The sequence below is a fragment of the Alcanivorax sp. genome, assembly GCF_014762765.1.
Taxonomy (GTDB): domain Bacteria; phylum Pseudomonadota; class Gammaproteobacteria; order Pseudomonadales; family Alcanivoracaceae; genus Alcanivorax.
Map to the genome: position 1 here is coordinate 8,941 of NZ_JABURH010000165.1, position 13,507 is coordinate 22,447.

General features: G+C 58.4%; 13 protein-coding genes. 9 read left to right on the plus strand and 4 right to left on the minus strand.

Going from position 1 to position 13,507, the window contains the following annotated elements; all coding sequences use genetic code 11:
- The 3 genes from HUJ17_RS12170 to HUJ17_RS12180 all read right to left on the minus strand — a co-directional run.
- Nucleotides 1-799, minus strand: a 799-nt coding sequence (locus HUJ17_RS12170) for a DUF4198 domain-containing protein (protein ID WP_290510942.1), incomplete at its 3' end; no start/stop codon positions are given.
- Nucleotides 800-828: 29 nt separating this feature from the next.
- Nucleotides 829-1,317, minus strand: coding sequence for a DUF2271 domain-containing protein (locus HUJ17_RS12175; RefSeq protein WP_290510943.1), 489 nt, complete (start codon nucleotides 1,315-1,317; stop codon nucleotides 829-831).
- A gap of 12 nt (nucleotides 1,318-1,329) precedes the next feature.
- A complete protein-coding gene (locus HUJ17_RS12180) occupies nucleotides 1,330-1,935 on the minus strand; it encodes a PepSY-associated TM helix domain-containing protein (protein WP_063525802.1) in 606 nt (201 codons plus the stop codon).
- Between the two features lie 160 nt (nucleotides 1,936-2,095).
- On the opposite strand from HUJ17_RS12180, the gene HUJ17_RS12185 reads away from it, so the two are divergent.
- From HUJ17_RS12185 to HUJ17_RS12195, 3 genes are all read left to right on the plus strand, one after another.
- The gene (locus HUJ17_RS12185; protein ID WP_290510944.1) at nucleotides 2,096-2,806 is read left to right on the plus strand and encodes a response regulator transcription factor; all 711 of its coding nucleotides are present in this window, start codon (nucleotides 2,096-2,098) and stop codon (nucleotides 2,804-2,806) included.
- Between the two features lie 35 nt (nucleotides 2,807-2,841).
- Nucleotides 2,842-4,146, plus strand: a complete 1,305-nt coding sequence (locus HUJ17_RS12190) for a sensor histidine kinase (RefSeq protein WP_290510945.1) — start codon at nucleotides 2,842-2,844, stop codon at nucleotides 4,144-4,146.
- Nucleotides 4,147-4,307: 161 nt separating this feature from the next.
- Complete coding sequence (locus HUJ17_RS12195; protein WP_290510946.1) at nucleotides 4,308-6,254, plus strand: ligand-gated channel protein; 1,947 nt, start codon at nucleotides 4,308-4,310, stop codon at nucleotides 6,252-6,254.
- Between the two features lie 45 nt (nucleotides 6,255-6,299).
- Here HUJ17_RS12195 and HUJ17_RS12200 read toward each other — a convergent pair whose 3' ends face one another.
- On the minus strand, nucleotides 6,300-6,710 hold the full coding sequence (locus HUJ17_RS12200; protein ID WP_290510947.1) for a DUF4168 domain-containing protein: 411 nt from the start codon (nucleotides 6,708-6,710) through the stop codon (nucleotides 6,300-6,302).
- A gap of 293 nt (nucleotides 6,711-7,003) precedes the next feature.
- Here HUJ17_RS12200 and HUJ17_RS12205 point away from each other — a divergent pair, with 293 nt between their 5' ends.
- From HUJ17_RS12205 to tssK, 6 genes are all read left to right on the plus strand, one after another.
- Nucleotides 7,004-7,516, plus strand: a complete 513-nt coding sequence (locus HUJ17_RS12205) for an outer membrane beta-barrel protein (RefSeq protein ID WP_063509505.1) — start codon at nucleotides 7,004-7,006, stop codon at nucleotides 7,514-7,516.
- Between the two features lie 170 nt (nucleotides 7,517-7,686).
- Nucleotides 7,687-8,397 (plus strand): phosphoadenylyl-sulfate reductase, encoded by a 711-nt coding sequence (locus tag HUJ17_RS12210; protein ID WP_062817796.1) that lies wholly within the window; start codon nucleotides 7,687-7,689, stop codon nucleotides 8,395-8,397.
- 156 nt (nucleotides 8,398-8,553) lie between these two features.
- Complete coding sequence (gene pbpC / locus HUJ17_RS12215) at nucleotides 8,554-10,842, plus strand: penicillin-binding protein 1C (protein ID WP_290510948.1); 2,289 nt, start codon at nucleotides 8,554-8,556, stop codon at nucleotides 10,840-10,842.
- 346 nt (nucleotides 10,843-11,188) lie between these two features.
- Nucleotides 11,189-11,677: a hypothetical protein gene (locus HUJ17_RS12220; protein ID WP_290510949.1), complete on the plus strand. Its 489-nt coding sequence runs from the start codon at nucleotides 11,189-11,191 to the stop codon at nucleotides 11,675-11,677.
- A 22-nt stretch (nucleotides 11,678-11,699) separates the two neighbouring features.
- Complete coding sequence (tssJ, locus tag HUJ17_RS12225) at nucleotides 11,700-12,143, plus strand: type VI secretion system lipoprotein TssJ (protein WP_290510950.1); 444 nt, start codon at nucleotides 11,700-11,702, stop codon at nucleotides 12,141-12,143.
- A gap of 26 nt (nucleotides 12,144-12,169) precedes the next feature.
- The gene (gene tssK, locus HUJ17_RS12230) at nucleotides 12,170-13,507 is read left to right on the plus strand and encodes a type VI secretion system baseplate subunit TssK (RefSeq protein ID WP_290510951.1); all 1,338 of its coding nucleotides are present in this window, start codon (nucleotides 12,170-12,172) and stop codon (nucleotides 13,505-13,507) included.

The window sequence follows — 13,507 nt, forward strand, 5'->3', positions numbered from 1 at the left end:
ACATCGGCAACACTTCCACCGTCGCCAGATATTGCAGCCGACGCTGGTCGGCTTTGTGGTTGCTGACCTTGTCGTCAGTGCTGGCCGCTTCCAGGTAGTAGCGGCCAGCCTGGGGCCAGGTGATGGACAGCATTCCCTTGTCGTCGCTGATCACGGTCCAGTTGTCCTGGCTGTCCCGATAACGGGTGCCGCCGGGGACCAGTTCCATTTCCACGCCGGATGCCGGTTTGCCGTCCACCAGCAGTCGCCATTGTGCGGTTTCACCGGCGTACAGATCGTTGGGATGGGTGAGCATTTCCAGTTCCATGCCCTTGCCGGTGGACTGGATGGCGGTCGGAGCGCCCAGGGTGACCACAGTCTCCAGGCGGTTATGGACTTCAATCAGGGTTACATCGCTGGCACTTGGGGGTAGCTCGGTCAGCAGTTTGTCCGCATCCATGCCGCGGGCGCGTTTACGTTCACCGTCCACCTGGTACATCAGAAAATAACCGGGCCTGGCCACCGCGATACGGTAGCTGCCGGGCTTGTTCAGGTTCACATCGAAGATGCTGCGACGGTGCCCTTCGAGTCGATTTTCCACGGTGGCGGCCTGGCCATCGGGATCGGTCACTTTCAGGTAGTCCAGTGGGTAGGCGCGCTCCACGCCGAAGATCTCGTTGGAAATGCTGGCATCCACGGTGACCCACTGGGGTTCGGAGACGCTGGTGTGGCTGGGCAGCAGCCAGATTTTGTGAGCCTGGGCCGGCAGGGCCGCCGCCAGCAGTGACAACATGCCGATGCGTTTGAGCGTGATGTTCATGGTGTTTCTCCATTTCGTATTTGTTGTGTTCAGGGAGTGATGGTCAGCGTGACGGCGCCCAGCTCACTGCTACCGTTAACCTGTTGTTGCTGGTAGTTCTGTGCTGGCCACTGGAAAGGCAGACGCACCACTTCACGGCCGCCCACTTCCCGAGAGGCTTCCACCACCAGTTGGTAATTCCCAGTCGGCAGCTCCTGCAGGCGTTGCAGTTCGCTGAAATCCACCGAGTGTTTGCCCGGGCTGCGGGTGGCGCCGGTGAGGCCGTCATAGGGCTTTTGCTGGCCACGGCCGGTACGCCGCCACCATTGGCGGATATCCTTGAGCCACTTTTCCTGGTCGTCGTACCACAGGCCCAGGGGCACGATGGTGCTGCGATCGCGGTTTTCTACCCAGAAGGCCACGTAGGGCGCGTGGTATTCCGCCACTCTTAATCGGGGGATTTCCACTTCCACCTGAAAGGTATCGGCGCCGGCATAACCGGCCAGCAGAGAAAACAGCAAGACGGGGAGTAAACGCATGGGGCTGTCCTTTTAGTGCATGAAAAACACGATCAGTAACCAGGGCAGTGCCAGCCCGGCCAGGGTCACCGGCCAGGTGGCCGGACGACGTTTGGCGTGGAGCATCATCAGCCCCAGGCCGGTGAGTGCGAACAGCAGACTGGCCACGGCGAAGATGTCGATAAACCAGGTCCAGGCCGCGCCGGTATGCCGTCCCTTGTGCAGGTCATTGAAAAAGGCGATCCAGCCCCGGTCGGTCTGCTCGGCCAGCACGCTGCCATCATTGAGATCAATGGCCAGCCAGGCATCGCCGCCGGGGCGGGGCAGGGCCAGGTAGACTTCCCCGGCGGACCATTCGGCGACTTTGTCACCGGTACGGATCTGCATCTCCTGTTCCAGCCAGACGCGGACGGGCATGGGCAGGGCCCCTTCTTGCCTGAGGGCGAGCTGTTGCCGCAGTGGGGTGGGCAATAAGGCTTCCTGTTCCTGTACCGCCGGATCTGCATGAATAGCGCTGGCGTGGTTCAGGGTGATCCCGGTGAGGCTGAATAACAGCAGGCTGATCAGGCACAGGGCCGAGGTGATCCAGTGCCATTGGTGGAGCTGTTTCAGCCAGAAGGCTTTGCGTTTCTTGTTCACAGCGGGGGAGGGCTCGACAAATTTCGATGCCAGGGATGGTAATGAGAATGGTTCTTTTTAAATAGACGCGGGGGCTGTAAAGAATGTAAGACGGAGCCCTTTCTTGAATTTGATTCAAATAATGCTGGATTCAGCGAATGGTAATTCTTATCATTCGCGAATGAATGCCGTTGCCCATATCCCTTCCCGCCTGCTGATCATCGAAGACGATGCGCTACTCGGCGCCCATCTGCGTGATTTTCTGACGGAGCGCCGTTATCAAACCACCCTCTGTGCGGATGGCGCCCGGGGTTTGGCGGCGGCGGCTTCCGGTGACTTTGATTTGGTATTGCTGGATATCCTGCTGCCCGGTCTGAATGGGCTGGAATTGCTGGCACAGCTTCGCCGGAAAAGCCCGGTGCCCGTGATCGTGGTGTCCGCCCTGGGTGACGAGCAGGCCAGGATTCAAGGGCTGATTGGTGGCGCCGATGATTACCTGCCCAAGCCGTTCAGCATGGCCGAACTGGCGGTACGGGTGGAGGTGCTGTTACGGCGGGTCAGCCTGGAGCGGCATCGGCCTGCGCTAACGGAAACCGCCGGTGGTCTGGTGCTGGACGAGGCCAGCCAGGGTGCGAGTTATCGGCATCAGGATCTGGGCCTGACCGGCACTGAATTCCGTCTCCTGCAGGTGTTGCTGGAGCACCGTGATCAGGTGTTGAGCAAGCCCTTCCTCTATCAGGCTGTGCTGTATCGGGGATGGGGTCGCCACGACCGCAGCCTGGACTTGCATGTCAGCCATCTGCGCCGCAAGTTGCGTGCTGCCGGGGTATCGGAATCCACCGTGCGAACCGTCTGGGGGCAGGGCTATACCCTGGTGACCGCTCATCTGTGATGCTTGATCGACATTCCCTGCTTTGGCGACTGGCAATGCTGCTGATGATAACGGCGGTGTGTACCGTCACGCTCAGCCACTGGCTCAATCGCACCCTGAGTAACCGGGCTTTGTTGCTCAGTGATGAGGCGAAAACCGTGATGCGCGGTTATGCCGCCGATGCGGAGCAAGCCTGGCTGAAGGAGGGGGCTCCGGGTGTGGCGGCCTGGATCGCTGCCGTGGCTGAGCATGAACCCGGCGACATCATGGTGGTCAGCCAGGATGACCAGTCGCTCAGCGGTATGCCGCTGACAGAATCGGAGCGGGACGGCCTGCGGTTTCAGCGGGGGCTGGAGTGGCGCATGAGTTTTCGTTATCGCTCCATGCCTTATATCGGTGTGCCTTTTCCCCAGCGACCGGAACAGGGTCGCCTGGTCATGCAGCTACCGCCTCGCTTCATGCCCGCTCAGGACTGGCCGATATGGGAGTCCCTGTTAATGGTGGGGTTGCCCGCTCTGGTGGCCCTGGCACTGGGATTGGTGCTGTTCTGGCGCGTCCGCGGGCCGCTGCGGGGCTTGCAGCAGCAGGTGATGCAATTCAAGGATGACCCGGAGGCCCGGGTCCACCCACCGCTGAGTCAGCGCCGGGACGAATTTGGTGATGTGGCCCGCAGCTTCAATCACATGGCCGAACAGGTGTCGGCCATGCTGACCACCCAGCGCCAGCTCCTCAATGACATGTCCCACGAGTTGCGTACGCCCCTCAGTCGTCTGGCGGTGGCCCTGGAAAGCCAGATGGACGAGCAAGCCCTGCGGCAACGGGTGGCCAGGGAGCTGATCCAGATGCGCACCCTGGTGAACGATACCCTGGCCCTGGGATGGCAGGACACGGAGTCCGATGACACCGGGCAGGAGTCAATCTCGTTGTGGGCACTGTGGGATGTGGTGAGCGATAACGCCGCTTTCGAAAGTGACTGGCATCCCTCCCGCTTCCCCTGTGACTTGCCTGTCGATGCCCAGGTCCGCGGCAATCTGAATGCCCTGGCCCAAGTACTGGAAAACCTGGTGCGGAACGCGGTGCGCTATTCTCCCGCTCAGGGAAGCGTGTCCCTCTGCGGAGCCAGGGAAGGCATGTGGTGGCACCTGTGGGTGACCGATCAGGGGCCGGGTGTGCCTGCGGAGCGGCTGGAAGATATCTTCGCGCCTTTCGTCCGGCTGGACAGTGCCCGTGCCGGCAACAGTGGTTTCGGTCTGGGGTTGAGCATTGCCCGCCGCGCGGTGCAGCGCCTGGGCGGCCAGCTATGGGCCGAAAACGTGAGTCCAGGTCTGCGGATCCACCTGCGCCTGCCGGCGGCTGTATAGTTTGTAAATCTTCTTTATCTGCAAATAAGAATCAATATCATCTTTTGCCGTGAAGCATGTCCACTCATGTTTATGCGGCTCTGGCCGTGTTCGGGGGATCCGTCTCTGTTTGAGCGTCCGGTCCTGTTGTCGAGATGATTGAGGAGATAAGGAAGATGGGAATGCGTTTGGGGAACCTGGGGTTGGTGCTGGTGGCGACCAGCGGAATGGCCTGGGCAGAACAGGGGAGCCATGAACTGGGGCAGATTTCCGTGACTGCCGGTGGCTTCGCTCAGCAAGTGGAAGATGCGCCGGCTTCCATCAGTGTGATTAACCGGGAGCAGATTGAGCAGCGCTACTACAAGGATGCCACCGATGCCCTGCGGGATATTCCCGGGGTGATTGTCACCGGTGGGGGTTCCGGTGATCGCGGCACGGATATTGTCATGCGCGGTATGCCTTCGGCGTATACCTTGATTCTGGTGGATGGCAAACGGGTTTCCACTCGCGAAACCCGTCCCAACGGCAGCGCCGGTTTCGAGCAGGACTGGCTGCCGCCCCTGCAAAGTATCGAGCGGATTGAGGTGGTGCGCGGTCCCATGTCCACCCTTTACGGATCCGATGCCATTGGCGGGGTGATCAATGTGATTACCCGCAAGGTGGCCGACGAGTGGGGAGGCGCCGTTCAGCTGGACACCATTATTCAGGATGACTCCCGCTCCGGCGATATCAAGCAGGGTAATTTCAGCCTCACCGGTCCTCTCAAGGACGGCCTGGTCGGTTTGCAGCTTTATGGTCGCTTCCAGGACCGGGAAGAAGATTTGTTTGAAAACGGTTTTGAAGAAAAAAACCTGAAAAATCTGACTGCCAAATTGTCGGTGACACCCAGCAAGGATCACGACGTTGTGCTGGAGGCCAGCCAGGTGGACCAGCGGCGCCGCTCTCTGATCGGCTACAGTGCCCAGGCGACCGGCTGCCGGGGTGGGTGTACCGATTCCGACGACCGCAGTACCCGGGAAGCTTTTTCACTGAGCCATACTGGACGCTGGGCAATCGGTACCTCAGACACCTACGTGCAACGGGAAAGGGCGGAAAACGAGAGCCGCGAGATGGTGATTACCAACACCTCTGCCAAGACGTCACTGGTGATGCCGCTGGGGGATCACCGGCTGACACTGGGTGCGGACTTTATCGAGGAAGCGCTCTCCGACAAGACCTCCAACCGGATTTCCGACCGTACCCGAATTGATACCGCCAAGTACGCACTCTTTGCGGAAGACGAATGGATGCTCACGGATACCTTCGCACTTACCGCCGGGGCACGGATGGATGATGATGATGACTTTGGTAGCCACTTCAGCCCGCGTCTTTATGGCGTGTGGGGGTTCAGCCCCCGCTGGACCCTGAAAGGCGGTGTCTCCACGGGCTTCCGGTCTCCCTCGTTGCGAGAGATTACTCCCGATTGGGGGCAGGTGAGCCGCGGTGGCAATATCTATGGTAACCCGGATCTGGAGCCGGAAACGTCCGTGAACAAGGAGCTGGGGCTGTACTTCAACGCCGGCCGGGACCTTCAGGCCAATGTCACGGTTTTCCATAACGACTTTGAAGACAAGATTACCCGCATCGCCTGTCCGATCGAGATCTGCACTGATGGTCCCAACCAGTTCGGTTCCGATCCCACATACCGGGTGAATGTGGATGAAGCGGTAACCCAGGGTGTGGAAGCTGCCCTGTCGACCACGTTCTACCGGGTGCTGTCCTTGAACCTGAGTTATACCTACACGGATTCCGAGCAAAAATCCGGCGAGTACAAGGGCGAGCCCCTCAACCAACTGCCAGAGCATCTGGCCAGTCTGCAGGCCAACTGGCAGGCCACGGACACGGTTTCTCCCTGGCTGACGGTGCGCTACCGGGGTGAGGAAAGCCAACCGACCACTGGCCCATCCAGCAGTGCGATCATCGCCCCATCCAATACCCTGGTGGATGCGGGGGTAGGGTTCCGTCTCTCACCGCAGGCGAAGCTGAATACCGGTATCTACAATCTGGCCGACAAGAAAATCTTCGAGGATGAGTACGGTTATGTGGAAGATGGTCGGCGTTACTGGCTCGGGGTAACGGTGAACTTCTAGAAGAAAAAACGCCGGCATTTGCCGGCGTTTTTTTAAGTCTCAGTATTAGAGCTTTTCCTGAAGCGTGGCGCGGAAGTCTGCATCATGCTGCGCCAGGCGAACGATCTGATTATATCTTTCCAGTTCGAGCCCGTTCTCTTCCACGGCTTCTACCATTTTCTGCTGGGCTTCCTGCTGCACCTTCATGGCCTTTTTGGGCTCATCCTTGCTGGCTTGCAGTTTCCGGGAATAAGTCTGCTGGATGCCTGCCATCTCTTTCTGGGTGGCAATAAAGGCATCAAGATCCGCATCGGAAAATTCAGACGCATCCGGCAGATTCTTTGGCGTCTGCATGGTCTGGGTTTGCGGTGCGTTTTGCTGGGGAGTGGCGGGGTTCCCGGATTGTTGGGCCGTGGCGGTGGCGGTCAGGGCGCCGGAAAACAGCAGTGCGGCCAGGGTGATCATTGGCTTTTTCATGGAATCAGTCTCCTTCGCATATTCATGCCCCCGAATAAAAATCAGAAGGCCGTTTCTGTGTCATAACGCCTTGCGTCGTCGCGAGTGACACATGCAAGGTCCGACATGATTGAGAGCAGCCGTTCCGCAGTTTTTGTTAAGTTATGTAAATCTGCGTGGTACTAGACGCTACTTGAGTCATCGGATCAGACCGGCAGCGTGTAACCCTTTCATTTTTCCGCTGTGACAGTTTCAATGGGTAAGCGGGGCTATGCCCCGCGGTGGGACTGATAAGAAAAACCAAGGAGAGCTGAATGTTGAAACAATCCGGAATTTTTCGTGGAACGCTTGCAGCGGGTTTGCTTTTGGCCGGTACTGCGGCACAGGCGGAGTTCTACACCGGTGCCCAGGTGAATATGCTGAACATTGACCGTGGTTCGGTGAGCAACGTGACTCTGACAGGGCTGACAGTGCGGGGAGGCATGGTTCTGCATGAACTGATCAGTGCCGAGGTCCATGCGGGCAAGGCCTTCGGTGATGATTCCTACCGGGGGGTGGAGGTGGAAAACGATTTCCACTACGGCGTCTATGCCCGACTGACGCCGCCCGTAGCCGGTGCAGTTCGCCCGTATCTGATCGGTGGCTACAGCTACGTGGAGAATGACTTCAACGGCGAAACCCTGCGTGACGACGGCGCTTCCTATGGCGGCGGTTTTGATCTGGGTATGGAAGAGCACATCAGCATGAGCCTGGAGTATCTGCGCCTGGTGGATAATGACTTTGGCTCCCAGGAGTTGATCGGTCTGGGCTTGAACTACCGGTTCTGACCCGCAGAATCACTGTCGCCGGGGGAGGGCAGCTGAGTCGCTCCCGGTGACAGGGTGGTTCGCGAGGCATATGTCGTAATGTTATAAAAGTATCACCATATATTCCTTTATCTTCTTCGCTGAAACCCTATCATGGCACTCGCAATTCCTGTTTTGAGGTGCTGTAGATCATGGGTAGTGCACAGCTTATTACACGTTTCGGAGACAACACCGCCGGCCTGTCCAAAGAGGCTTTGGCGGAGCTGAATCGTGTCTATGGTCCGTTGAGTTTTGAGGAACGTATCGCCCGGGTATTCGAGGATTTTTCTCCCGAACGGATCATGGTGACCTCTTCCTTCGCGGCGACCTCTGCCTATTTTCTGCACATCATCTCCACGATTCGTCCTGATCAGCCGGTGCATTTCATTGATACCGGCTACCACTTCGAGGAAACCCTCAAGTACAAGGACTACCTGATTGACCGCTTCGGCCTGACCGTCATCGACGTGACGCCGGACCCGGATCACCACCAGGTGTCCCTGGAAAACCGCATGTGGGAATCCGATCCGGACCTGTGCTGCCAGGTGAACAAGGTGAACCCGCTGGACGAGGCGAAGGAAAACTACGACCTGTGGATTTCCAGTCTGATGGGCTGGCAGACCGAGCATCGGGCGGGCCTGCAGGTATTCGAAGAGCGTGGCGGGATGATCAAGTTCAACCCCATGATCGACGTGACCAAGGAACAGCGTGACAGCTACATCGCGGAGCATGATCTGCCGTTCCACCCGCTGGTGGCGGAAGGCTACAACTCCATCGGCTGCAGCCACTGTACCTTCAAGGGCGAAGGCCGCGAAGGCCGCTGGAAAGGCCAGCAGAAGACCGAGTGTGGTCTTCACCTTTAAGCCATAGCAAAGCCACACAAAACGGGCGCTTGATGCGCCCGTTTTTTTGTCCGGTCGACCCTTTCCCCATTGTTGAGTAGGCTTTCAGTGTCTTCCTCTGCCTGCCAGCCCATGAAGCGACAATACCCGAAAAGACGCTTTCTCCTGATAGGGGGGTTGCTTGCTTCGCTACTGATGCTGGCGGCCCTGCAATGGTGGCCGCTGCCTGAGCGGCTGGATAACACGCCCTACGCCACCTTGATGCTGGATCGCCACGGCCGTCTGCTGGATGCCCGGATTGCCGAGGATCAGCAGTGGCGTTTCGTGCCGGTGGCACAGCTGCCGGACAAATACGAACAGGCACTGCTGTTGTTCGAAGACAAGCGCTTTTACCGGCACCCGGGCATTGATCCGCTGGCCATCGCCCGGGCCATGCGCCTGAACCTGGAAGCGGGAAGGGTGGTCAGCGGAGGTTCCACCCTGAGCATGCAGCTGGCCCGGCTACTGCGTGACGATCCGCCCCGGACTCTCACCGAAAAAGCCCGTGAGGCGCTACTGGCATTGCAGCTGGAGTGGCACTTCAGCAAGCCGGAGATCCTTGTCCATTACGCCAGCCGGGCTCCCTTCGGTGGCAACATAGTCGGCTTGCGTGCCGCATCCTGGCGTTATTTTGGCCGCGAACCCGGAGCCTTGAGCTGGGCGGAGGCGGCCCTGCTGGCAGTGCTACCCAATTCGCCTTCGCTGATTCATCCCGGGCGCAATCGGGAGCGGCTACTGGCCAAACGTGATGCCCTGCTGCAACAACTCCACCACCAGGGTGCCATGGCTGAGGCAGACCTGCGCCTGGCGCTGATGGAGCCGTTACCTGCCGCGCCCAGACCTCTGGCGGGGCTGGCTCCTCACTTGCTCAACACCCTCTCGAAGACGTCCAAGCGGCGGCTGCTGACCACAACGCTGGATGCGGATCTTCAGCGACGGGTTCAGGAATTGGCCCGGCAACATGGTCGGCGGCTGGCTCGCGATGGGGTGCATAACGTGGCGGTGGTGGTCATTGATCATCAGCAACGACAGACCCGAGCTTATGTGGGCAATGTCTCCCATGGGGACCCCGTGGAGTACGGCGCCGCCGTGGACATCGCCAGTGCCCCCCGTTCCACCGGCAGTGTGCTCAAACCCTTGTTGTACGGCTTGATGCTGGATGACGGGCGCCTGCTACCCGGCACCCTGGTGGCAGATCTTCCCACTAACTACGGCGGTTTCAGCCCGGAAAACTTTGACCATGGTTATCGGGGCGCGGTGCCAGCTCACCAGGCCCTTAGCCAGTCGTTGAACATTCCCGCGGTACGTATGTTGAAAGACTACGGGTTGGGACGATTTCACAGCGAACTCCAGCGCCTGGGCATGACCACCCTGTTTCGCAGCGCTGAAGACTACGGACTCACCCTGATTCTCGGTGGTGCAGAAGGACGCCTGGACGAGCTCACTGCCATTTATGCGCAGATGATGGCGAGCGCCAGCGGGCTACCAGTAGAACCGGTGAGAACACTGGCAGAGCAACAAACCGTCCCGGCACCCGGGATGGCACTGAGCCCCGGCGCCGCCTGGCTTACCCAGCAGGCCTTGCGGGAAGTGGCCAGACCAGGCACGGCACAGCAGTGGCGGATATTCACCTCCAGTCAGCCGATCGCCTGGAAAACCGGCACTAGCTACGGCCTGCGTGACGCCTGGGCCATTGGCAGCAATGGGCAATATACGGTGGGGGTCTGGGCGGGCAACGGCAATGGTGAGCCGGCGCCATCACTCGGGGGCGCGGCGACGGCGGCACCACTGATGCTGGATGTGTTCAGTCTGTTGGGGATTGCGTCCTGGCCAGAGCCGCCACTGGGGGAACTGAAAACCGTGCAGGTCTGTGCCGATGATGGCTACCTGGCAGGGGGCCGGTGCGAGACCGTGGACCAGTGGGCTCCGAGACAGAGCCATTTTCAGACTGTCACGCCACACCATATCCGCGTGCATTTGGATGCCAATGGCCAGCGGGTGCACAGTCAGTGTGAATCAGTGAACCAGATGCAGCATCAGGACTGGTTCGTGCTGCCACCGGCCCAGGCCTGGTTCTATCGCCGTCACCATCCAGAGTATAGGCCCTTGCCGGCCTGGCGGGCGGACTGTGTGGCCGGCGCCCGCGCCATGCAAAGCGAGCCGCCCATGGCACTGGTCTATCCCCACGCCGGCACTGCCATCTATATTCCCGTAGAACTGAATGGTCGATTAGGCCGGTCGGTGTTCCGAGCCGTCCACCAGCGCAGCCAGGCAGAACTGTTCTGGCATCTGGACGACCGCTTCCTGGGAAAAACCCGTCATTTCCACGAGCAGGCCGTCATTGCCGAACCCGGCTGGCATACGCTAACGCTGGTGGATGATCAGGGGTTCCGGTTGCATCATCGTTTCAAGGTACTGGGTAAATAGAGTCTGATTTTTTGAAAAATAAAACCAGTATTGCAAGTCGAAGGATGGATAAAGTCTGATAATTAAAGGGTTTATCCTAACTTCATGTAAGAAATATATGACAGTCTCTGTAAGTGAAATTTCTCCCTTTTGTAAATACCAAGCAGATGCTCGTGAGATATCTCACATTAATGCAGGTACCGCCGTTTCAAAAGATGGCTATTTGTTTAAATAATAATCAGGTGAGAGGAATTTCATCACATTCTCGAAAAATATCGGGATTTTGACACGACCCGTCATTACCGAAAAAATCGCCCCCGGATTGTGATCACCGGCTGGTTTTGCCGAGTAAATTTTCGGGGGCGGCATGGATAGCGGCGCAAAAAAGAAAAACCGGAAAGCATTGTCATCGCGATCGATCAGCGCACTGGTTTCTGGCGTGTCTCGTCTGGTGGACGGGCAGAAGCAGTTTGCTGACGAAATGGGGTTGCCCTATGCGCGAATCTTTCAGGACGGTTTTGAAGCATTCAAGGATGCCCCGGTCGAAGAGGTGATCCTTTCCTGGCTGAGTGCCGGTAGCGGTGGCCATAAAAATATCGAGCAACTTTTCGTGGATTTGCTTGGCCATCAGATGGCGTTGGTAGAAGCCCTGGCAGAAATTCGCACCCAGTCGCCAACGCAGCCGACATCACTGCAAAACCTGTTCGGACTGTTCCGGTCCGATAACAGTCATCACACACAAGCATCGCATCGCAGCTACATGGAGGTGACCGCACCTGCGTTTATCGCTGCGTATGCACGTGCCCGGGAGCAGGGACGCTTCGACAGGCCGTTAATGGATAGTCGCTCAAGCTAAATTCACCTTGGTAGGTCTCATTATGCGTTTATTCGTAGTAATCGCGTGCGCTTTTCTTTTGTCCGCCTGCGGTACCCCGGCATTGAAATTCGGGGTGTCGTCCACTGCAGACATCAACAAGAACGAGTATGGCGAACCCCTGGCAGTGGTTGTCAGGGTCTATCAGCTCAAGGACAAGCGCAGTTTCGAAAATGCCAGCTTTGATGAGCTGTGGAAGGAAGATTACAAGGCACTGGGTAATGACCTGGTGATGAAAGAGGAAGTGACCATGGATCCTGCCTATCAGCGTCACCTGGAACTTCCTCGCCATGATCAGGCCGAGTATCTGGCCGTCATGGCGGTCTATCGCGAACCGGAAAACATGAGCTGGCGGGATATCGATGAGATGCCCGGCAATTTCTTCACTCGCCGCTTTGACAAGAAAGTGCGTATCACCCTCGAGAAGAACCGCATCCTCCTTGACTGAATGATCTTGATTTGACGAGTAGAGCAATGAGTCAGCGACAGCAGAAAATTGTTTGGGCAGAGGGCCTGTTTCTCGGCCAGCAGCATTTCCAGCAATGGGATCGGGTATTCCAGCGGGAACTGCAACAGCGCAGCCAGCTCACCACTCCCCATTGCTGGGGCCTGGTGTCACTGAATCTGCTGGAAGAAGCGCTGGAAATGGGCCAGTGCCGCCTTGAATCCATCACCGCCATCCTGCCTAACGGTCAATGGGTTGTGCATGACAGCCAGCGCGATGGTGGGCCGCTGCTGTGTGATCTGACTGCGGGAGGCGATCGGGTGGATGTGTGGCTGGCGCTGCCTGATAACGACCGGGTTGCCGGTATCAACGGCTACCGGGAGCAGGGGCGGTTGTGTGCCTGGCGGGCAGATTATCAGGAAGTGGCGGATGAACACGACCCCTCCCGTACCCGTGAAATCATCGTCGGCAAGCCGAACCTGTCCCTTTTGCGGGGTGACGAAAGCCGAGAGCATTATTCTTCTTTTCGGCTGGCCAGTTTTGAGCAGCAGGGTGATGGCCGCTACACCCGGGTGGACAGCTATATTCCCCCAGTGGTGACCCTGCAGGCCAGTGAGCAGTTGCAGGCCTGGATGGCCCGCATTCGTGACCTGTTGTCTGCCCGGGTCCGCCAGTTGTCGCAACAGCGCAACAGCTATGGCGATATCGCCGATATGGGCAGCCGGGAAATGGGCCCTTTTCTGCGCCTGCTGCAACTGAGACCAGCCCTGGCCACACTGGATCATCTGATCCAGCAGGAAAGCAGCCAACCGGAAACCCTTTACCGGGAGATGCTCCGCTTGATTACCGGGCTGAGAGATTTTCAGCCGGACATGCCGGAGCTGGAGTTGCCCCTTTATCAGCACGGGAGCTTGGGATCGGTGTTCGCCACCCTGGAAACCCTGCTGCGTGAATCCCTGGCTCAAAGCGCTAAAACTGCCAGTACTGCGCTTTCTCTCAGCCAGGAAAGTCCTGCCCTGTTACTGGCGGAGGGAGTGCCCTGGAGTAACCTGGACAGGCAGCATCTTTACCTGGGTGTGTACCACGAATCCGATGATCCGAACTGGGTCACCGATTTTTCCCGTCAGGCCAAATCCGGAAGCCGCGAGGATCTGGAGCTGATTCTGGCATCCGCGCTACCCGGCATCCGGTTGTCCCATACCCAGCGTCCTCCCAACAAATTGCCGGTGAAAAGTGGCTTTGAGTATTTCCGTTTCGAACCCAGCGGCGAGTTTTGGCCTCGGGCCATGGAAGCGGAAAGCCTGGCGGTGTTCCTGCCTGCCCAGTTCCAGGGAAGCCGTTTTGAACTGCTGTGTGTGGAGGACTGA

Coding starts and splice junctions, on each gene's coding strand:
- HUJ17_RS12175 (WP_290510943.1), bottom strand. CDS start 1,317: ATGCGTTTACTCCCCGTCTTGCTGTTTTCTCTGCTGGCCGGTTATGCC.
- HUJ17_RS12185 (WP_290510944.1), top strand. CDS start 2,096: ATGAATGCCGTTGCCCATATCCCTTCCCGCCTGCTGATCATCGAAGAC.
- HUJ17_RS12190 (WP_290510945.1), top strand. CDS start 2,842: ATGCTGCTGATGATAACGGCGGTGTGTACCGTCACGCTCAGCCACTGG.
- HUJ17_RS12195 (WP_290510946.1), top strand. CDS start 4,308: ATGCGTTTGGGGAACCTGGGGTTGGTGCTGGTGGCGACCAGCGGAATG.
- HUJ17_RS12200 (WP_290510947.1), bottom strand. CDS start 6,710: ATGAAAAAGCCAATGATCACCCTGGCCGCACTGCTGTTTTCCGGCGCC.
- HUJ17_RS12205 (WP_063509505.1), top strand. CDS start 7,004: ATGTTGAAACAATCCGGAATTTTTCGTGGAACGCTTGCAGCGGGTTTG.
- HUJ17_RS12210 (WP_062817796.1), top strand. CDS start 7,687: ATGGGTAGTGCACAGCTTATTACACGTTTCGGAGACAACACCGCCGGC.
- HUJ17_RS12220 (WP_290510949.1), top strand. CDS start 11,189: ATGGATAGCGGCGCAAAAAAGAAAAACCGGAAAGCATTGTCATCGCGA.
- tssJ (WP_290510950.1), top strand. CDS start 11,700: ATGCGTTTATTCGTAGTAATCGCGTGCGCTTTTCTTTTGTCCGCCTGC.
- tssK (WP_290510951.1), top strand. CDS start 12,170: ATGAGTCAGCGACAGCAGAAAATTGTTTGGGCAGAGGGCCTGTTTCTC.